General features: G+C 74.1%; 20 protein-coding genes. 12 read left to right on the plus strand and 8 right to left on the minus strand.

Annotated features, from left to right (window positions below; translation table 11 throughout):
- Positions 1–381, plus strand: a complete 381-nt coding sequence (locus tag ACRAKJ_RS13750) for an anti-sigma factor antagonist (protein ID WP_438926422.1) — start codon at positions 1–3, stop codon at positions 379–381.
- A 44-nt stretch (positions 382–425) separates the two neighbouring features.
- On the opposite strand, the gene ACRAKJ_RS13755 is transcribed toward ACRAKJ_RS13750, so the two are convergent.
- On the minus strand, positions 426–1100 hold the full coding sequence (locus ACRAKJ_RS13755) for a DUF6766 family protein (protein ID WP_438926421.1): 675 nt from the start codon (positions 1098–1100) through the stop codon (positions 426–428).
- A gap of 82 nt (positions 1101–1182) precedes the next feature.
- Positions 1183–1560, minus strand: coding sequence for a hypothetical protein (locus ACRAKJ_RS13760; RefSeq protein ID WP_438926420.1), 378 nt, complete (start codon positions 1558–1560; stop codon positions 1183–1185).
- Between the two features lie 320 nt (positions 1561–1880).
- On the opposite strand from ACRAKJ_RS13760, the gene ACRAKJ_RS13765 reads away from it, so the two are divergent.
- Both ACRAKJ_RS13765 and ACRAKJ_RS13770 read left to right on the plus strand, forming a co-directional pair.
- Positions 1881–3341, plus strand: coding sequence for an FAD-dependent monooxygenase (locus tag ACRAKJ_RS13765; RefSeq protein ID WP_438926419.1), 1461 nt, complete (start codon positions 1881–1883; stop codon positions 3339–3341).
- Positions 3342–3585: 244 nt separating this feature from the next.
- On the plus strand, positions 3586–4209 hold the full coding sequence (locus tag ACRAKJ_RS13770; protein WP_438926418.1) for a TetR/AcrR family transcriptional regulator C-terminal domain-containing protein: 624 nt from the start codon (positions 3586–3588) through the stop codon (positions 4207–4209).
- 122 nt (positions 4210–4331) lie between these two features.
- Here ACRAKJ_RS13770 and ACRAKJ_RS13775 read toward each other — a convergent pair whose 3' ends face one another.
- Positions 4332–4994, minus strand: a complete 663-nt coding sequence (locus ACRAKJ_RS13775; RefSeq protein WP_438926417.1) for a DJ-1/PfpI family protein — start codon at positions 4992–4994, stop codon at positions 4332–4334.
- 104 nt (positions 4995–5098) lie between these two features.
- On the opposite strand from ACRAKJ_RS13775, the gene ACRAKJ_RS13780 reads away from it, so the two are divergent.
- On the plus strand, positions 5099–6004 hold the full coding sequence (locus ACRAKJ_RS13780; RefSeq protein WP_438926416.1) for a LysR substrate-binding domain-containing protein: 906 nt from the start codon (positions 5099–5101) through the stop codon (positions 6002–6004).
- A gap of 229 nt (positions 6005–6233) precedes the next feature.
- Here the strand turns inward: ACRAKJ_RS13780 and ACRAKJ_RS13785 are convergent, their stop codons facing one another.
- Entirely contained in the window at positions 6234–6773 is a 540-nt protein-coding gene (locus ACRAKJ_RS13785; protein ID WP_438926415.1) for an ABATE domain-containing protein, read from the minus strand.
- Positions 6774–6794: 21 nt separating this feature from the next.
- Positions 6795–7457: a GyrI-like domain-containing protein gene (locus ACRAKJ_RS13790; protein ID WP_438926414.1), complete on the minus strand. Its 663-nt coding sequence runs from the start codon at positions 7455–7457 to the stop codon at positions 6795–6797.
- 182 nt (positions 7458–7639) lie between these two features.
- Here ACRAKJ_RS13790 and ACRAKJ_RS13795 point away from each other — a divergent pair, with 182 nt between their 5' ends.
- Positions 7640–8128, plus strand: a complete 489-nt coding sequence (locus ACRAKJ_RS13795) for a DinB family protein (RefSeq protein WP_438926413.1) — start codon at positions 7640–7642, stop codon at positions 8126–8128.
- Positions 8125–9291 (plus strand): aminotransferase class I/II-fold pyridoxal phosphate-dependent enzyme, encoded by a 1167-nt coding sequence (locus ACRAKJ_RS13800; protein WP_438926412.1) that lies wholly within the window; start codon positions 8125–8127, stop codon positions 9289–9291. Before ACRAKJ_RS13795 ends, ACRAKJ_RS13800 begins: the two co-directional genes overlap by 4 nt.
- Before the next feature lie 15 nt (positions 9292–9306).
- Here ACRAKJ_RS13800 and ACRAKJ_RS13805 read toward each other — a convergent pair whose 3' ends face one another.
- Both ACRAKJ_RS13805 and ACRAKJ_RS13810 read right to left on the minus strand, forming a co-directional pair.
- Positions 9307–9939, minus strand: coding sequence for a response regulator (locus ACRAKJ_RS13805; protein WP_438926411.1), 633 nt, complete (start codon positions 9937–9939; stop codon positions 9307–9309).
- Complete coding sequence (locus ACRAKJ_RS13810; protein ID WP_447008960.1) at positions 9936–11084, minus strand: sensor histidine kinase; 1149 nt, start codon at positions 11082–11084, stop codon at positions 9936–9938. Before ACRAKJ_RS13810 ends, ACRAKJ_RS13805 begins: the two co-directional genes overlap by 4 nt.
- Positions 11085–11238: 154 nt before the next feature.
- On the opposite strand from ACRAKJ_RS13810, the gene ACRAKJ_RS13815 reads away from it, so the two are divergent.
- From ACRAKJ_RS13815 to ACRAKJ_RS13840, 6 genes are all read left to right on the plus strand, one after another.
- The gene (locus ACRAKJ_RS13815) at positions 11239–11802 is read left to right on the plus strand and encodes a VanZ family protein (protein WP_438926845.1); all 564 of its coding nucleotides are present in this window, start codon (positions 11239–11241) and stop codon (positions 11800–11802) included.
- Between the two features lie 150 nt (positions 11803–11952).
- The gene (locus ACRAKJ_RS13820) at positions 11953–12981 is read left to right on the plus strand and encodes a LacI family DNA-binding transcriptional regulator (RefSeq protein ID WP_438926844.1); all 1029 of its coding nucleotides are present in this window, start codon (positions 11953–11955) and stop codon (positions 12979–12981) included.
- An 85-nt stretch (positions 12982–13066) separates the two neighbouring features.
- Positions 13067–14365 (plus strand): extracellular solute-binding protein, encoded by a 1299-nt coding sequence (locus ACRAKJ_RS13825; RefSeq protein ID WP_438926843.1) that lies wholly within the window; start codon positions 13067–13069, stop codon positions 14363–14365.
- Positions 14366–14437: 72 nt separating this feature from the next.
- Positions 14438–15373, plus strand: coding sequence for an ABC transporter permease subunit (locus ACRAKJ_RS13830; RefSeq protein WP_438926842.1), 936 nt, complete (start codon positions 14438–14440; stop codon positions 15371–15373).
- A 1-nt stretch (position 15374) separates the two neighbouring features.
- Positions 15375–16274, plus strand: coding sequence for an ABC transporter permease subunit (locus ACRAKJ_RS13835; RefSeq protein ID WP_438926841.1), 900 nt, complete (start codon positions 15375–15377; stop codon positions 16272–16274).
- Between the two features lie 23 nt (positions 16275–16297).
- Positions 16298–17722, plus strand: a complete 1425-nt coding sequence (locus tag ACRAKJ_RS13840) for a glycoside hydrolase family 32 protein (RefSeq protein ID WP_447008961.1) — start codon at positions 16298–16300, stop codon at positions 17720–17722.
- Between the two features lie 94 nt (positions 17723–17816).
- On the opposite strand, the gene ACRAKJ_RS13845 is transcribed toward ACRAKJ_RS13840, so the two are convergent.
- Positions 17817–18851 (minus strand): LacI family DNA-binding transcriptional regulator, encoded by a 1035-nt coding sequence (locus tag ACRAKJ_RS13845; protein ID WP_447008962.1) that lies wholly within the window; start codon positions 18849–18851, stop codon positions 17817–17819.
- Between the last annotated feature and the right edge of the window lie 37 nt (positions 18852–18888).

Raw genomic sequence — 18888 nt, forward strand, 5'->3', positions numbered from 1 at the left:
GTGAACGTGGCGGTGTCCGCCGGTGTGCGGGGTGACGTGCCGGTGCTGCGCGTCGCGGGTGAGATCGACATGGCGACGGCGCCCGGTGTGCGCGACGCGCTGCTGAGGTGGCTGGGAGCCGCCGTGCCGATGGCCGTGCTGGACCTGACCGGGGTGGTGTTCCTGGCGTCCGACGGACTGGCGTTGCTGGCCGAAGCCGCTCACCACGCCGGCAGGTGCGGTGTGGTGCTCGCCGTCGCCGCCGGTCACCGCGCCGTGCTCAACCCGTTGAGCATCACCGGGATGCACGAGGTGGTCACGGTGCTCCCGGATGTCGACCACGCCGTGGAGGCGGTGCGCGGCCTGGTGGCCGCCCAGGTCGGCAGCCGGGACGAAGGCTGATCGACGGTTGATCGACGGTGCCGGTGCCGCACCGGTGCCGTCGGTCAACCGTTCTCGTCGGTGTCGGTGTGCGGGCTGCCCACCGGCTTGGACTGCGAGGACCCGCGCTGGCGCAGGTAGACGCTGAACACGACCATCGAGCCGATGGCCAGGAACTCCGACTGCCAGTTCTGCAGCGACCGGTTCCAGAAGTCCGGCGAGGCCAGGTACTCCCACCAGGTCACGGTGTCCTGGAAGTTCACCAGCTGCTCGTTGTTGTAGGCGCTGCGACCGGCGATGGACTGCGTGCCCCACGAACCGAGGAACAGCGCCAGCATCACCAGGCCCAGCGAGTTCGAGTACAGCCCGGTGCGCCACCCGCCCGCCTTGGCCCACGGCGGGGAGTCGGGCTTGACGTGCGCGCCCACCAGTTGCTGCTCGTCGGTCTCGCGGCCCAGCCGTTCGGCCGGTTTGGACTCGGTCGAGCCGCGCTGCACCAGCCACACGCCGGCGAGTACGAACAGGACGAACTGGAGGTACTCGGACTGCCAGTTCTCCGCGACGTCGACCGCGAAGTCCGACGAGGTGACGTAGGCCCACAGGCCGATCGGGTCGCCGCCGTCGGTCAGCCGGCGCTCGTTGAGGTCGGCGTTGCCGGCGAACGCCTGGCCGACCAGCGAGGCCAGGAACAGCAGGCCGAAGGCGAGCCCCAGGCCGTTGTCGCGCAGGAACCGCTTCACATCCCCACCAGCCCGATCACGCTGAAGCACACCAGCAGGGCCAGCACGCCCACCAGGTAGGCGTAGAACATCCCGCGTTGCGTCACGGCCCACCCACCTCGCACTCGTGCGGGTGCTCCCCGCGCGGCTCGCACCCCGCGCCCGAGACCCGCCAGCCCACCGCCAGCTCCCGCAGGAACAGCACGTCCCCGGCAGTGCGTACCCGGGCCGCGTCGCCCCACACCTCGACCTGCTCCACCGGACCGCCCGGGACGTCGAGGGCGGCGCAGTCGGTGCTGTCGCGGGCCTGCCCGGTGAGCAGGTCGCAGGCCCGCGCCGAGTCCCCGGCGGAGACCGCGGAGGTGAAGTCCTCCGCCGCCCGCCGCACCAGGTCCTCGGTGCCCGAACCGCACCCGCTCGCCACCAGCGCCGCGGTCAGCAGGGGTGCGAGGCGCACCGCGGTCGGGAAGAGCTGCCTCACCTGCACGGTCTCCTCTCGGCGTACGACACCTCCTGCTTCCCCCGTAGGGCGAAGGGCAAACCACTCCGGGGCAGGGTTGTCAGCCGCCACCGGCGTGCACGAGGCGTTGACGGCAGCCCCCGATCGCGACGACCGTGCGTGCGGGCGGAACCTCGCGTGACCACCGCTGGTCCGGTCGGGCCGGTGCGTTCGGCGAGGCTGGTCGCGGTGGGGTCGCGGTGGTCCCGGGTGTGTTCGGGGTCTCGGCGTCGCCGATTGCTTATTGGTCAGTGACCTAGTTTGCTGTCCTTGGTTATTGGTCACTGACTAAGGAGTGTGTTGTGGTGGTCGACGTGGTGGTGGTCGGGGGAGGGCCGGTCGGGTTGTGGCTCGCCGGGGAACTGGCGGCGGGCGGGGTGTCGGTGGTGGTGTTGGAGGCGCGGGACGCGCCCGATCCGCGTTCCAAGGCGCTGACGCTGCACCCGCGCACCCTGGAGCTGCTGGCCTCCCGGGGGCTGCACGAGCGGTTCCTCGCCGAGGGCGGGCGCATCCCCGGCGGCCACTTCGCCGTGCTGGAGCAGCGCCTGGACTTCTCCGCGCTGGACACGCCGTTCCCGTTCACGCTGGCGCTGCCGCAGGTGCGCACCGAGCAGCTGTTCGAGGAGCACGCGCGCGACCTGGGCGCCGACGTCCGGCGCGGCCACCGGGTGACCGGGGTCGAGCAGCGCGACGACGCGGTGGAGGTCCGCGTCGAGGGACCGGCGGGGGAGCGGGTGCTCCGCGCGCGCTACGCGGTGGGCTGCGACGGCACGCGCAGCACCGTGCGCGAAGCGGCCGGCATCGGCTTCCCCGGCACGCAGTCGAGGGTGCTGGGCCGGCTCGGCGACGTCGTGCTGGACGAGCCGCCGACCGGACCCGCCACCCGCGTGACCGGCGACGGCACGGTCATGGTCGTGCCGCTGCCCGAAGGCCGCCACCGCCTCGTGGGCATCACGCCCGAGGACCTGCGCACCGACTGGCCGGGCGAGCTGTCGCTGGAGGAGCTGCGCGCCAAGACGGCGGTGGTCGCGGGCACCGACTTCGGCATGCGCGACCCGTCGTGGCTGTCCCGCTTCGGCAACGCCTCCCGCCTCGCCGACCGGTACCGGTCCGGGCGGCTGCTGCTCGCCGGCGACGCGGCGCACCAGCACTTCCCCGCCGGTGGCGTGGGGCTCAACGTCGGCGTGCAGGACGCGGCGAACCTGGGGTGGAAGCTGGTCGCGGTGCTGCGCGGCTGGGCGCCGGACGCGCTGCTGGGCACCTACGAGACCGAGCGGCGCCCGGTGGGCGCCGACCTGCTCGCCCACACCGCGGCGCAGACCGCGTTGATGACGGACTTCACCCCCGAGGGACTCGCGTTGCGCGACCTGGTCGGCGGGCTGATCGCCACCCACCCCGAGGTGTCGCGCGACCTGGCCGAGCGGCTGTCCGCGCTCGGCGTCGCCTACCCGGCGGGCGAGGGGCACCACCCGCTGGTCGGCCGCCGCGCCCCGGCCCTGGGCGACCTGTTCACCGCCCTGCGACCGGACCGGTACGTGCTGCTGGACCTCTCCGGTGGGCTGTCCGGGGTCGCCGATGCCGCACCGGACGGCGTCGGGCCCGGTCTGACCGTGCTGGGCGGCGCGACGGCGGGCGACCGCGCCGAGTGGGCGGGTGTGCGCGCCGCCCTGGTGCGGCCCGACGGTCATGTCGCGTGGGCCGACCGGCCCGCCGATGACCTGCGGGTCGCGGTCCGCGCCGCCCTGGCCGCGATCGGCCGTTGAGGGTCGTGCCGAGGTGGACCACCTGGCGGCGCCGACGCCGTTCTCCCCGGCTCGTGGGGCTCCGCCCCGGCCCGAGTGGTGGTCGGGCCCGGCACGGTGCTGATCGCCGGGTTGTCCGCCTTCGGCGCGGGCCCGTGGGGCGTGCTGCGCGGTCGCCCCGTCCGCCGCCCCGCACGGGCGAGGCGGCTTGCGCGCGGCTGTCGGCGTGCTCCGGGGACCCGATGCCTCCGCGTAGGCTGGGACGGTGATCGAGGCGCGAGCGGGACGGCCGAGCCCCGCGCGGTTGGACCGGACCGCGGTGGTGCGCGCGGCTCTCGAAGTGCTCGACGAGTCCGGGTTCGAGGCGGTGTCGACGCGGGCCGTCGCGGCACGGCTGGACGTCCGGATGAACACCGTGCTGTGGCACGTGAAGACGAAGGCCCGGCTGCGCGAGCTGATGGCCGACGCGATCCTCGCCGGGATCGACCTGGGCGGCCTGCCGGAGCCGTGGCGGGACCGGGCGGCCGAGCTGTCCAGGCGGTTGCGGCGCGCCCTGCTCGCCCACCGCGACGGCGCGGCCGTGGTGACCGGGACCTATGCGGCGGAACCGGCCACCCTGCGCTTCTCCGAGGCGCTGGTCGCCGCCCTGCTCGCCGGCGGTGTCGACGACCACCGGGCGGCGTGGACCGCGTGGACGCTCACCTACCTCACCCTCGGGCTGGTGCAGGAGGAGCAGGCGGCGGCCAGGGGGGACGGTGTGCGCCTGGCCGGGGCGGTGGCGCCGGACCTGCACCCCGCGCTGCTGCGCACCGCCCACCACCTGGCACCGGACGCGTTCGCCGAGCGGCTGGACTTCGGCGTGGGACTGGTGCTCGCCGGCCTCGGCTGATCACCGGTGCCGACCGGCGAGACCGTGTGTCCGTTGTGGACCGACTTCCGCACCACCTGCTCGCCGCCGGAGTTCGCTCCACCGGCCCACGTGCGCTCGACGAGGGCCGACCGGCCCCGGCCTCAGGCCAGCGCGGCCAGGACCGCCCGCGCGGTGTCCGCACTGGACTGCGGGTTCTGGCCGGTGACCAGGTTCCCGTCCACCACGACGGTGCTCGACCACGCGGGACCGGTCTCCAGCACCGCGCCCAGCTCGCGCAGCCGCGCCTCCACCGAGTACGGCACGGCCAGGCCGCCTTGGCGCTCCTCTTCGTCGGTGAACGCGGTCATCCGCCGCCCGGCGAACGCGAACGATCCGTCCTCCCGCACCGCCGAGAGCAGGCCCGCCGGGCCGTGGCACAGCGCGGCGACGACCTTGCCCGCGTCGGCGAACGACACCAGCAGCCGCCCGAGCACCGGGTCGACCGCCAGGTCGGCCATCGGGCCGTGCCCGCCGGGCAGCACCACGGCGTCGTAGTCGGCGACGTCCACGTCCGCCAGCACCAGCGGCGCGGCCAACTCGTCGTCGATCGACGCCAGGTAGGCGTCGAACTCCTCCGCGCGGCTGGCGGCGTCCACCGCGGGCCGCGCGCCGCCCGGCGTGGCGATGTCCACCCGCGCGCCCGCCGCGCGCGGCACCCGCACCGACTCCACGACCTCCTCGGCCCAGAAACCGGTGGCGTGGCGCGACCCGTCGGCCAGCACCAACTCGTCGGCCGCCGAGACCACGACCAGGACCCTGCTCATCGAAAACCCCTTCCACAGTGGAACCGTCGACCACCACTCCATCACTTTTCCCCGGGTTAAGCTGGACCGAGCCATCACGTTCCTTATGGCCCGGAGTTGACGCGGTGACCGACCTCGACCTGCTGGCCACGTTCGTGGAGATCTACCGGGGCGGTTCGCTGACCGCCGCGGCCCGGCGGCGCGGCCTGACCCAGCCGGCGGTGACCGGGCAGCTCGCGCGGCTGGAGCGGGAGCTGGGCGAACCGCTGTTCATCCGCGGCGCCCGGGGCGTGACGCCGACCGCGCGGGCCGACGAGCTGGTCCGCGCGGTCGGCCCGCACGTGGACGCACTGCGCTCCGCGGTGTCCGGTGCGGACGACCGGGCGGCGCTCACCGGGACCGTGCGCCTGGCCGGCCCCGCCGAGCTGATGACCGCGCGCGTGCTGCCCGCGCTGGCCCCGCTGACCACGCGCGGCCTGCGGCTGCGGATCACCACCGGGCTCGCCGGCGACCTGCTCGCCGCCCTCGCCGACGCCCGACTGGATCTGGTGCTGTCCTCGGTGCGACCGACGGACCGGGCACTGACCGCGACGCCGTTCGCGGACGAGGAGTTCGTGCTCGTCGGCCCGCCCACCCTGGTGCGGTCGGTCGACCGGGAACTGCTCGCGGTCGACCCGGTGCGGGCGCTGGCCCACCTGCCGCTGGTGGCCTACGCCGAGGAGCTGCCCATCGTCCGCCGGTACTGGCGCAGCGAGTTCGGCCGCCGCCCGCCCAACCCCGTCGCCGTGGTCGTGCCCGACCTGCGCGCCGTCCTGGCCGCCGTGGTGGCCGGCGCGGGCATCTCCGCGCTGCCGCGCTACCTGGCCGACCCGGCGCTCGCGGCGGGGTCCGTGGAACCCGTGCACACGGCCGCCGTGCCGCCGCTCAACACGCTGTACCTCGCGACGAGGGTGGGTGGTGCGGCGGACGCGCCCGTGGCCCTGGTGCACGACCACCTGGTGGCCCGGTCGAAGGACTGGGGCAGCCTCTAGCCCGCCGACCGGGCGAACCCGCCGGCCGAACCCGGAACGGTCCCGGCGGACGCGAGCATCCAATGTTCGTCCACACCGGACGGTTTGGTTCACCGGGGTGCGGCCGTCCTTGCCCGGCTGACCTCGTGGGGTACGCGCTCGTCCCCGAAGGGACCGGCCACGAGGAGGTGTTCCGCCGGTTCGTGGGCCCGCCGCCGATGCCCGGGTCGACCACAACGCGCGGAGGGGGTCAGGACGTGACCTGGGCGAGGCGTCGCCTGCGCCGGTAGTCGGCGGCCTTCATCCGGTTCCCGCACTCCGCCATGCCGCACCACCGGCGCGGCTTGCCCCGGGCGTCGTCCACGAACAGCCTCGTGCACTCGGGCCGGCCGCACTCGCGCACCCGTTCCAGGTCCGCAGGCGACCCGACCAGCTCGATCGCGTCCCGGGCCACGGTGGACAGCGCCGCCGCGAGGTCGCCGTGCCGCTCCAGCCGGCCGTCGACGAGCACCGGCCGGACCGGCGGCGCGTCGGCGAACGCCTGGAGCGCGCCCGCGGCCACGTGCCGGTCCGCGTCGACGCGCACCGCGGCGTAGACCAGTTCGCGCAGCTCGCGGACCTCGGCCACGTCCGCCTCGTCCACCCGCGGCGGTCGGCTCAGCAGCCCGGCCAGCGTCACCCAGTCGGCGACGCTCGCGGCGTCCGGCAGCAGCTCCTCCGGCCGGTCGCGCCGCCACTTCAGCGTCCCGACCAGGTCCAACGACACCCGACCGCTCACGAAAACGTGCACGTAACCATCTTGACAGTGACGTCAAGTGCGCGCGGGCAGGTGGCCCGCAACGTCCTGGAGCGCAGACCGGAGTCGGCGTTTCACGGGCTGGCGGATCACGGTCCTCAGCCTCGCCGGGTCGGTCCGGCGCGGGTCGCCGACGTAGACCTCGTGGTGCTCGCCCGCCGGGACCAGGTCGTGGGACGGCAGGTACTCGTCGTGCAGGGCGGCCATCAACGGGGTCTCGTCGTCGTACGAGCCGATGTGCAGGACCTGCGCGCAGGTGCCTTCGTGCAGGGTTTCCCGGCGCACCTCGGCGATCGCGGGGAGCCCCTTCTTCGCCAGGGCGCGCTCCGCGGCCTCGCCGACCAGATCGTCGTCCACCCAGTCCGGCTGGCTGATCATCATGCGCCAGTGCCAGGACTCCTTGGCGCGCGCGGTGAACACCGCCGGGTCGGGTGCCCACCACAACCCCTCCAGCGGGGCGACGACGAAGTCGCGGCCGGCGTGCTTGCTCGCGAACTTCACCGCGTAGGCCACGGAGTACAGCGCCTGGACCGCCCGCGCGTAGTCCGGCGAGGTGTTCGGGTCGCCGACGCCGTCGATCGCCAGGAACTGCTGCGGGGGCACCTCGACCAGCGCCCAGGCCCTGTTCTTCGGCGCGTAGAACTCCTTCAGCGCGCGCTTCACGTCGTACGGGGGCACCCGGTGATCCTATTCCGCGCGTGTCGCCGCCCGGCCCGCGAACCGAACTCCCGTCACCGTCTTGACGGTGACGGGAGTTGTGTCCAGAATCGTGTCACCTTCTGAACGGTGACTCGGCGCGGTGGCGTGCCGACGAGCGCGCCCCGCGCCGTCACCGGTCACGACTCCCGGAGGAGGGTCCGATGACACGCGAAGAACCACCCGCGCCCGGCCCGTGGGCGCTCGACGAGTACCTGTACTTCGTCGACCGCGCCTTCGACGGCATGCTGGCGAGCCTGGACCGGCTGGGCCCCGACCGCGGCAACTCCGCACCACCGCTGCCCGGCGCCAACAGCCCTTACGCGATCGTGCACCACTGCGCCGAGGTCGTGGACTACTGGATCGGCCACCTCCTCGCGGGCCGCCCCACCGACCGCGACCGCGACGCGGAGTTCCGCGCGACGGGCGACCCCGATGGGCTGCGCGCCCGGATCACCGCCCTGCGGGGCAGGCTCCGCGACGACCTGTCCGGCGTCGACCTCACCGCCGTGCCCGCCACCGCCCCGCGCCCCGGCTACCAGGGGCCGACCCGACCGCTGACCGGCGCCGGCGTGCTGCTGCACGTGCTGGAGGAGCTGGCCCAGCACCACGGCCAGGTGGAGATCAGCCGCGACCTGCTGGAGGCGTCGTGACCACCGACCCGCTGACCACCGACCCGCTGTTCGACGACCTCCGCGTCGAGGACCTGCGCTCCGGCTACGGGGTCAAGTGGGGGCGCGTCGCCGACGACGTGCTGCCCGCCTGGGTGGCCGACATGGACTTCCCCGTCCCGCCGGTCGTGGTGGCGGCGCTCGACGACGCGGTGCGCCGCGGCGCGCTCGGCTACCCCGACTGGCCGCACGGCAACCCGCTGCGCGCCGCCTTCGCCGAGCGGATGGAGGACCGCTACGGCTGGTTCGTCGCCGCCGACGACGTCCGCGAGCACACCGACCTCATCCAGGGCCTGCAACTGACCCTCCACCTCGCCACCTCGCCGGGCGACGGCGTGCTGGTGCAGACCCCGAACTACCCGCCGTTCCTGGCCTCCGTCACCACGATGGGCCGGCGGCTCGTGGAGTCGCCCTGGCTGTCCACCCCCGACGGCTGGGCGCCCGACCTCGCCGGGCTCGACCGCGCCGCCCGGGACTGCCGGGTGCTGCTGCTGGTCAACCCGCACAACCCGACCGGGCGCGTGCTCACCCGCGACGAACTGGCCGCGATCGCGGCCATCGCCCGCCGCCACGACCTCCTCGTCCTCAGCGACGAGATCCACGCCGAGCTGACCCACGCCCCGCACGAGCACGTGCCGTTCGCGTCCCTGGACCCGGACACCGCCCGGCGCACGGTCACCCTCACCTCGGCCACCAAGGCGTTCAACCTCGCCGGGCTGCGCTGCACGGTCGCCCACTACGGCCCCGAACGCCTGCTCGCCCTGCGCGACGCCCAGCCCCCGGACCTCTACGGCGTCGTCTCCACCCTCGGCGTGGTGGGCACGCTGGCCGCCTGGCGCGAGGGCGACGAGTGGCAGCGCCGCCTGCTGCGCGTCCTGGACCGCAACCGGCACCGGACCGTCGCCGCCCTGGGGGCCACCGGCCCCGCGCCCGAGGCCGGCTACCTGCACTGGTTCCCGGCGGCGCTGCTCGGCGTCACCGGGGACGACCCGGTCGCGGAGGTCCTCGACCGGACGCGGGTCCTGCTCGACGGGGGAGCGGGGTTCGGCGCGGACGGCCACCGCCACCTCAGGCTCAACTTCGCCACCGGCGCCGCGGTCCTGGACGAGGTGCTGCGCCGGCTCACCGCGCCGGCCGCGCGGTGAGAGGGCTCCCACCGGTCACCTCCCGGCGTCGAGGAGACCCGCCTCCCAGGCCCACGCGGCGATCTCCACGCGGTTGCGGGCGCCCAGCTTCGCCTGGACCGCCGCCAGGTGCGTCTTGACCGTGCCGACCGTGACGTGCAGGGCGTCCGCCACCTCCGCGTTCGTGCGCCCGCGCGCCACCAGCAGCACCACGTCCAGCTCCCGGGGCGACAGCGGCACGTCGCGGGGCTCGCGGCGCCGGCCCGCCGGCTCCCGGAGCAGGCGCACGGTGATCGCCGGGCTCACCAGGGCCTCACCGGACGCGGCGGCGCGGATCGCCTCCACCAGCAGCGCCGCGCCGGAGGTCTTGAGCACGAACCCGGCCGCCCCGTTCAGCAGCGCCTCGCGCACGAGCGCGTCCTCGTCGAAGGTGGTGACCACGACGACCTTCGGGCCGCTGATCCGGCGCAGCGCCCCCAGGCCGTCCAGGCGGGGCATCCGGATGTCCATCAGCACGACGTCCGGGGCGAGGTCCCGCGCCAGGGCCACGGCCTCCACGCCGTCGACGGCCTCGCCCACGACCTCGATGTCCGGTTCGGCGGACAGGATCATGCGGAACCCGGTGCGGACCATCGCCTGGTCGTCGGCGATGAGGACGGTGGTCGTCACGCCCCCTCCCCGACCGGGAGGCGGGCCTCCACCGCCCAGCCCCCGTGCGGGCCCGGACCGGCGGACAGGGTGCCGCCCGCCGCGGTGACGCGCTCGCGCAGGCCGCGCAGGCCGAACCCGCCCGGCCGGTGGGTGGTGGGGTGGGCGGCGGGGCGGCCGTCGTCGGTCACGCGGACCTCGACGAGGTCGGCCGTGCGGCGGACCGCCACGTCCACGGCGGTGGCGCCCCGCGCGTGCTCGCGCGCGTTGGTCAGCGCCTCCATCACCACGCGGTGGACCGCGGCGGAGGTGCCGGGCGGCACGTCGGCGAACGGGCCGCGCACGTCGAGCGCGCCGGGCAGGCCCGAGGAGCGGCGGAACCGCTCCACCAGGGCCGGCACCTCGGCGACCCCGGGCGCCCCGTCGGCACCGGTGTCGCGCAGCAGGCCGACCGCGCGGCGCATCGCGTCCACCGCCTCGGTGCCGGCGCGTTCGATCTCCCGCAGCGCGGGCAGCACGAGGCCGGGGTCGGTGCCGGCGACCGCCGCCGCGCCCTGCGCGTGCACCACGATCCCGGCGACGTGGTGGGCGACGAGGTCGTGCAGGTCGCGGGCGAACTCGGCGCGTTGCGCGGCGCGGGCGCGCTCCAGCTCCCGCGCCCGGGCGGCGGTCGTCAGCCGCGCCACCAGACCGGCCGCCGCGGCGACCGCCACCCCGAGTGCCAGCACGAGCACGCCGACCGTCGTCCGCAGGTCCCCGACGTCGCCCCGCAGCGGCTGGACCAGGACGGACACCGCCAGGACGGGCGCCGCGACGGCCGTCCACCGGGGTTCGCCGCGCCACACCAGCACGCCGAGCACGCCGAGCAGTGCGGCGGTCGCCGACAGGGTGAAGGGCAGCCCCGCCTGGTCGTGCCGGGTCGCCCACCACGCGCCGGTCGCGGCGGCGGCCTGCGCCGCCGCGAGCGCGGGCAGGCCGCGCGGACCCGGCCGGCCGGCGCACAGGGCCGCCACGACGATCGCCGCCACGACGATCGCGACCGCCCACGGCAGGCGCGCGTGGCCCCGACCGCTGAACTCGCCCAGCCGCAGGTCGAGCAGGCCGAGGACGGCGAACGCGCACGCGACGGCCGGCAGGAGGACCGCTGTTCGGGGGAAGGACCGCACCCGACCAGCGTAGGGAACGGGCGCGGCCCCCGTATCCCTCGGCAGGGGGTCTGCCGAAAGGAGGAGGCGGACCCGGAAGACCCGTCCGGGGAGGGAGGTCCGCGCGGCGCGGCCGGCGCACGCTGGCACGAGGTCCGGACAGGAGGTTCCGCAGGTGTGGGATGACGTCGGTTACGCGGGTGTGGGGATCGAGTCGTGGTACGTGCTCGTGCCCGCGCTCGCGCTGTGGGGAGCGGTGCTCGTGACGCGCGCGGTGCGCGGCCGTCCGGGGTGGACGGGGCGCCGGCTGGTGGTCCGGGCGGCGGTCGCGGCGTACGTCGCGGGGGTCGCGCACGTCACGCTGTTCCCGATCGACGTGCAGTCGGGCCCGTACGCCGACCGGACCGCCTGGTACGAGCAGGTCAACCCGGTGCCGCTGCTGACTGCGGACGCGCCGTCGTTCGCGCTCAACGTGGTGATGCTGGTGCCGTTCGGCGTGCTCCTGCCGCTGGTGTCGGCGCGGGCCGCGAGCGCGGGACGGGTGGCGGCGCTGTCGCTGGCGTTCAGCGCGTCGATCGAGGTGGCCCAGCTGCTGGTCTACGTCCTCGCGCGCAGCGGTCGCAGCGTCGACGTCAACGACCTCCTCGCGAACACCCTGGGCGGCGTGCTCGGGTACCTGCTGGTCAGGTCCCTGCCCGCACTGCGCCGCGCCGCGCTGCCCGGTTCGCCGCCGGCCTGAGCCCGACCGGTACCGCCGGCCTGAACCCGACCGGCGGTACCGGGCTGCGCCGTCCCTGTCGGACACAGGTGCGCAACAAGCCGTTGACAGCCGCTTCATCCTGATGAATCCTTCACCGCACCAAGTGCCCAAACGATTTGGCAGGTTGCGGTGAAGCGCATCGGGATCAAGGACGTGGCGGCGGCGGCCGGTGTCTCCGCGACCACGGTCTCCCACATCCTCAACGAGGTCGAGGGCAAGCGGATCAACCCCGAGACCCGGGCCACCGTGGTCCGCGTGGCCCGGGAGCTGGGGTACCGACCCAACAACCTGGCGCGGGGACTGCGGACCAGCCGCACCTACACGGTGGGCTTCATCGGCGACGAGATCGCCACCACGCCCCACGCGGGGCAGATCATCCAGGGCGCCCAGGACGCCGGTACCGAGCGGGGGCTGCTGCTGCTCATGCTCAACACCGGCGGCGACCCGGAGCTGGAGCGCAAGGCGATCACCCTGCTCGTCCAGCACGGCGTCGACGGCATCCTCTACGCGTCGATGTACCACCGGGTCGTGCGGGTGCCGCCCCAGCTCCGGTCGGTGCCGACGATCCTGGTGGACGCGAGCTCCGACGACCCCTCGGTGCCCTCGGTCGTGCCCGACGAGGAGCAGGGCGGCCTGACGGCCACCCGGGAGCTCCTCGCGCACGGCCACCGCCGGATCGGGTTCGTCACCAACACCGACGACATCCCCGCCTCGCGCGGCAGGCTCGCCGGGTACCGGGCCGCGCTGGCGGAGCGGGGCATCGGGTTCGACCCCGCGCTGGTCGTCGCCGACCGCTCGGACGCGCCCGGCGGCCACCGCGCGGCCCGCGCCCTGCTCGCGTCCGCGGACAGACCCACGGCGCTGTTCTGCTTCAACGACCGCATGGCGATGGGCGCCTACCGCGCGGCCGGCGAACTCGGCCTCGCGATCCCCGCGGAGCTGTCCGTGATCGGCTTCGACAACCAGGAGCTGATCAGCGAGAACCTCCACCCCGCCCTGAGCACCGTCGCCCTGCCGCACTACGGGATGGGGGCACGGGCGATAGCGCTCCTGCAGGCCCTCATCGACGCGCCCGGCACCACCGGCCCCGCCCTCCGGGAGGTGCTGCACTGCCCCCTGGTGAGCAGGGACTCGATCGCCCCGCCGCCCCGGTCTTGACCACCGGGACGACGGAGCGACCACGACTGGGCGACCGCTTGCACCGGCCGCCCGACGAGAACCGACCCAGCACGATGGAGGAACCATGAACGCGCGGACCAGACGTCTCGTCGCGGCGAGTCTAGCGGCGGTCACCACGGCGACCGCCCTCACCGGCTGCGGCACCGGGACCGGCGGATCGGGCGCCGGCGACGGCGTGCTGAAGCTGTGGACCCACAACGCGGGCAACGCCGCCGAGTACGACGTCGTCGAGAAGGTGGTCGACGACTTCAACGCGAGCCAGACGACGTACGAGATCGAGATCGAGGCGTTCCCCCAGGGCTCCTACAACGACGCCGTCGTCGCCTCCTCCTCGTCGAAGAAGCTGCCCTGCATCCTCGACGTGGACGGCCCCAACGTGCCCAACTGGGCCTGGGGCGGCTACCTGGCCCCGCTGGAGCTCTCCGGCGGCGAGGTCCCCCTGGACGACCAGCTGCCCAGCACCGTCGGCAAGTACCAGGACGAGGTCTACGCCTTCGGCTTCTACGACGTGGCGCTGACGATGTTCGCCCGCAGGTCGGTGCTCGACGAGCACGGCATCCGCATCCCCACCCCCGAACAGCCCTGGACCCGCGCGGAGTTCGCCTCGGCGCTGGCCGACCTCAAGGCGGGCGGCAAGTTCGAGCACCCGCTGGAGATGGGCACCGGCGGCAGCGGCGAGTGGTGGCCCTACGCCTACTCCCCGCAGCTGCAGAGCTTCGGCGGCGACCTGGTCGACCGCTCCTCCTACAAGACCGCGCAGGGCGCGCTCAACGGTCCCGAGGCGCTCGACTGGGCGAAGTGGATCCGCTCCCTGGTCACCGACGGCTACATGGCCCAGAAGTCCGGCTCCAGCCCCAACGACGACTTCCTCAACGGCAAGTCCGCCATCGAGTGGGACGGCAGCTGGGACGCGGCCAAGAACGTCGAGAAGCTGGGCGACGACCTGCTGATCCTGCCGCCCGTGGACTTCGGCCGGGGACCGAAGATCGGCGGCGCGTCCTGGCAGTGGGCCATGAGCTCGAACTGCGCGCAGCCGGAGGGCGCACGCGCGTTCCTGGAGTTCACCCGCAAGACGAAGTACTTCCTGGACTTCGCCAAGGCCACCGGCACCATCCCCGCCACCGACGCCGCCGCCGCGCAGATCCCCGGCTACGAGCCCGGCGGCCGGTACGAGACCCTCGTCCGGTCCGCCCGCGACCTCGCGGTGGTGCGCCCCGTGACGCCCGCCTACCCCTACATCGCCTCGGTGTTCGAGAAGACCGCCAAGGACGTCGTCGCGGGCGCCGACCCGAAGACCGCCCTGGACGACGCGGTCGAGCGGATCGACGCCAACCTCACCCAGAACGACTTCTACGCCGGCTGACGGCCCCGCCCCGCCCGCCTGGTGGAGACCCGACCGTCTCCACCGGGCGCGCCCGTTCCGCCCGGAGATCCCGTGACCGCCGCTGTTCCCCTCCGCGCGCGCCTGCGACGCGCACCCGGCAGCACGCTCGGCGCCGCCCGCCGCAGGGAGGGCCTCACCGCCCTCGGCATGGCCGGCCCCGCGGTCCTGCTGCTGCTCGTCTTCTTCGTCGTCCCGGTCTGCCTGGCCTTCGCCCTGGCCTTCACCAGCGCGCGCCTCATCTCGCCGACCCCGGCCCGGTTCGTGGGCCTGCGCAACTTCGCCCTGCTGCTGGAAGACCCGGTCTTCCTCCGCTCGCTGCTCAACACGTTCACCTTCGCGGCCGTCGTGGTGCCCGTGCAGGCGGGGCTCGCCCTCGGGCTGGCCCTGCTGGTCAACGGGCGCTTCCGGGGCACGAACTTCTTCCGCACCGTCTACTTCATCCCGGTGGTCACCTCCATGGTGGTGGTGTCGATCGTGTGGACGTTCCTCTACCGGCAGGACGGCCTCCTCAACCGGGTCATCGACGCGGTCACCCTCGGCCTGGTCCAAGGTCCGGACTGGCTCAACGACCCCTCGACGTCGCTGGCGGCGATCGTGTTCATGTCCGTCTGGCAGGGCGCGGGCTTCCACATGGTCATCTGGTTGTCCGGTCTCCAGACCATCCCCGCCGACCTCTACGAGGCCGCGTCCCTCGACGGCGTGGGCCGCTGGACGCGGTTCCGGTTCGTGACCTGGCCGGGACTGCGGGCCACCCGCACCTTCGTGCTGATCACCATCACCATCTCCGCGTTCAGCCTGTTCACCCAGGTCAACGTGATGACCCAGGGCGGGCCGCTGGACTCGACCACCACGGTGGTCCACCAGGCCGTGCGCAGCGGCTACCAGCAGCAGCAGACCGCGTACGCCTCGGCGATCTCGCTGGTGTTCTTCGTGCTGGTGCTCGTCGTCTCGCTCGTCCAGCGCCGCCTGACCAGGGAGAAGGACTGACATGACGACCCGGTCACCCCGGCCCGCTCCCCGGGCGGTGCTGCGCGGGCTGCCCGTCCACGCCCTGCGGGTCGCGCTCGCGCTGTTCTTCGCGTTCCCCGTGGTGTTCATGCTGGTCTCGTCGTTCAAACCGGACCAGCAGATCTTCGGCGACCTCGGCAGCCCCCGCGCGTTCCTGCCGGTCGGCAGCCTGTCGCTGGAGAACTACACCGCCGTGTTCGACCGCGTGCCCGCGATCCGGTTCCTGCTCAACTCCCTCGGCGTCTCGGCGATCACGATCGTCCTGGGCATCCTCGTCAACAGCCTGGCGGCCTTCGCCCTGTCCCGGATGCGCTGGCCCGGCCGCAAGCTCCTGCTCACGGTCATCATCGCCACCCTGATCGTGCCGTTCGAGACCTTCGCGCTGCCGATGGTCTGGTGGGTGAACGAGCTGCCCTGGCTGGAGGTCAACGGGTTCGGCCTCACCCTCACCGAAGGGTGGCTGGACACCTACCGGGTGCAAATTCTGCCCTTCGTCGCGAACGCGTTCTCGATCTTCCTGTTCCACCAGTACTTCCAGAGCATCCCCAAGGAGCTCGACGAGGCCGCGCTGATCGACGGCGCGGGCTGGTTCGGCATCTACCGGCGGATCGTCATGCCGCTGTCCGGCCCGGCCGTCGCGACCGCGGCGATCCTGACCTTCCTGCCCGCGTGGAACTCCTACCTGTGGCCGCTCATGGTCGTGCAGGACGAGGAGCTGCGCCCGGTCATGGTCGGCATCCAGTACTTCTTCCAGCTCAACGTCTCCTGGGGACAGGTCATGGCGTACTCGTCGATGATCACCGTCCCCGTGCTCGCGCTGTTCCTGGCCTTCCAGCGGTCGTTCATCGACAGCATCGCCTCCAGCGGCGTCAAGGGATGACCGCTCCGACCACGAGGACTCCGTTGTCGACTCCCGACACCCACCTGCCCGCGATCCACCTCAGGCCGCCGCGGAACTGGGTCAACGACCCCAACGGGTTGACCTTCCACGACGGCCACTACCACGTGTTCTTCCAGTACAACCCGCACGGGCCCGACCACACCGGCGTCCACTGGGGACACCAGCGCAGCGCGGACCTCGTCACGTGGGAGGAGCTGCCGGTGGCGCTGGCGCCCACGCCCGGCGGCGACGACGCCGACGGCTGCTTCTCCGGCAACGCCGTCTCCCGCGGCGACCGGATGCTGGCGTTCTACTCCGCCTACCGCACCGACCGCTGGTGGCAGCCGATCGCGACCGCGGAGTCCGAGGACGGGGGCGTCACCTGGCGCAAGCACCCCGGGCTGGTGATCCCCGTGCCGCCCGAGGGCACCTCGATGTACCGCGACCCCTACGTCTGGCGCCACGGCGACCGGTGGCGGATGCTCGTCGGCGCGAGCGTCACCGGCGAGCGCGGCGCGGCCCTGCTGTACGAGTCACCCGACCTCGCCGACTGGCACTACCTCGGGCCGTTCTTCGCCGACGGACCGGGCGTGGAGGGCTGGACCGGCTGGGAGTGCCCCCAGTACGCCGACTTCGGCGACCGCGGCGTCCTCGTCGTGAGCCTGTGGGACGCGGTGGCGGGCCCCCGCAGCACGCGCGCCTACGTGGGCGGCGAGCACGCCGACCGGTTCGTCCCCACCGGCCACCAGCCCCTCGACCACGGCCCGGACCTCTACGCGCCCGCCCTGCTGCACGCGCCCGACGGCCGCTGGCTGCTGTGGGGCTGGTCCTGGGAGGCCCGCGACCGGGAGTGGACCCGCGAGGCGGGCTGGGCCGGCGTCCTCAGCGTTCCCCGGGAGGTCTCGCTCACCGAGGACGGGCGCGTGCGCCAGCAGCCCGCCGCCGAGGTCCTCGGCCACCGAGGCCGCAAGCTCGCGCACGCCACCGGCTGGTCCCGCGCCGACGACCTCGGCGAGGTCGGCCCCGCCTTCGACCTCACCGCCCGGCTGCGCCCCCGCTCGGACGCGCCGTGCGGCGTGCGCCTGGAGACCGCGGCCGGCGAGCACCTCGACCTCGTCGTCGACCCGGTCGCCGGCGAGCTGGTCGTGGACCGCGACCACGCCTCGCTGGACCCGCGCGCGCTCAAGGGGCGCTACCGGGTCCCGCTGGGCGGGTCGCGGGCACCGGACGGCTCGGTGGACTTCAGGGCGATCGTGGACGGCTCGATCGTCGAGGTGTTCCTCGGCAGCGGCGAGGCACTGACGCTGCGCTGCTACCCGACCGGCCCCGCGCCGTGGCGGCTGCGGACCACCGGCGCACCGGACCACGTGGTCGACGTCTGGGAGCTGACCGCCGGCGGGCGGCGGACCGCCGCGGGCGAGGACGAGCTGCACACCCGCGCGAGCTGACCGCGTCCACCACGCCGAGGGGCCCGGTCGGGACGCAGCGTCCCGACCGGGCCCCTCGTACTGCTCAAGGTCGTGCAGTTCAGGGCCGTGCCGCTCAGGGACGCGGCGCGGCCACCGATCCGCGTTCCCGCAGGGGCATCGCCACCCGGTGCACGCCGGAGACCCCCGCCCCCTCGTCGAGGACCAGCTCCACCGCGCGGCGCCCCATCTCGTAGTGCGGCAGCGCCAGCGTCGTCAGGGCGGGGTGCAGCCACGAGGAGATGTCCTGGTCGTCGAAGGAGATGACCGACACGTCACCCGGGATCGACAGGCCCGCCTCGGCGAGCGCCTGGTACGCCCCGAACGACACGCGGTCGGTCGAGCACACCAGCGCCCGCAGCGGCACGCCGGCGGCGAGCAGGGCCCGGACCTCGCGGTAGCCGTCCTCGGCGTTCCACCCGCACTCCACCACCCCGTCGAGCATCGCCCGCTCCGCGCGCAGGGTCTCCTGGAGGCCGCGCATCCGCTCGTTGCCCGCGAAGATGCCCTCCGGGGTGGCGGGCACGGCCTGGTGGCCGCCCACGGCCCAGATGCCCGAGCGGTGGCCGGCGTCGAGCAGCACGCGGCCGGCCGTCCGGCCCGCCTCGATCTCGTCGGGCACGACCGACGGCGCGTCGAACCCCGGCGCCAGGCAGTTGAGCAGCACGACCCGGCGGCCGTGCAGCTCCTTGGGCGGCACGACGTAGCGGGTGAACATGGTCGCCAGGATCACCGCGTCCGCCTGCCGGTCGAGCAGCACGTTGACCACCGCGGACTCCGAGGCCGCCACCCCGTTCGCCTCGGTGATGATCAGCGAGTGGTCGCGCTCCGCCGCCGCCTCCAGCGCGCCCCGCACCACGTCCCCGGCGAACGGCGTGGTGGTGATGCCGTCGGAGACGAAACCGATGGTCCTGGTGCTCCTGGTGCGCAGGCTGCGGGCCGTCGCGTTGGGGCGGTAGCCCAGCGCCTCGGCCGCCTCCCGGACCCGGGCGCGGGCGGCCTCGGAGATCCGCACGCCCTCCCGCCCGGACAGCACGAACGACGCCGTCGTCGGCGACACCCCCGCGCTGCGGGCGACATCGGCCATGGTCACCCGTCGTCCACTCGTCATCGTCACCCCTCGTCCGCTCGCGGGAGACCGCGGCACC

The sequence above is a fragment of the Saccharothrix sp. DSM 118769 genome, assembly GCF_052936295.1.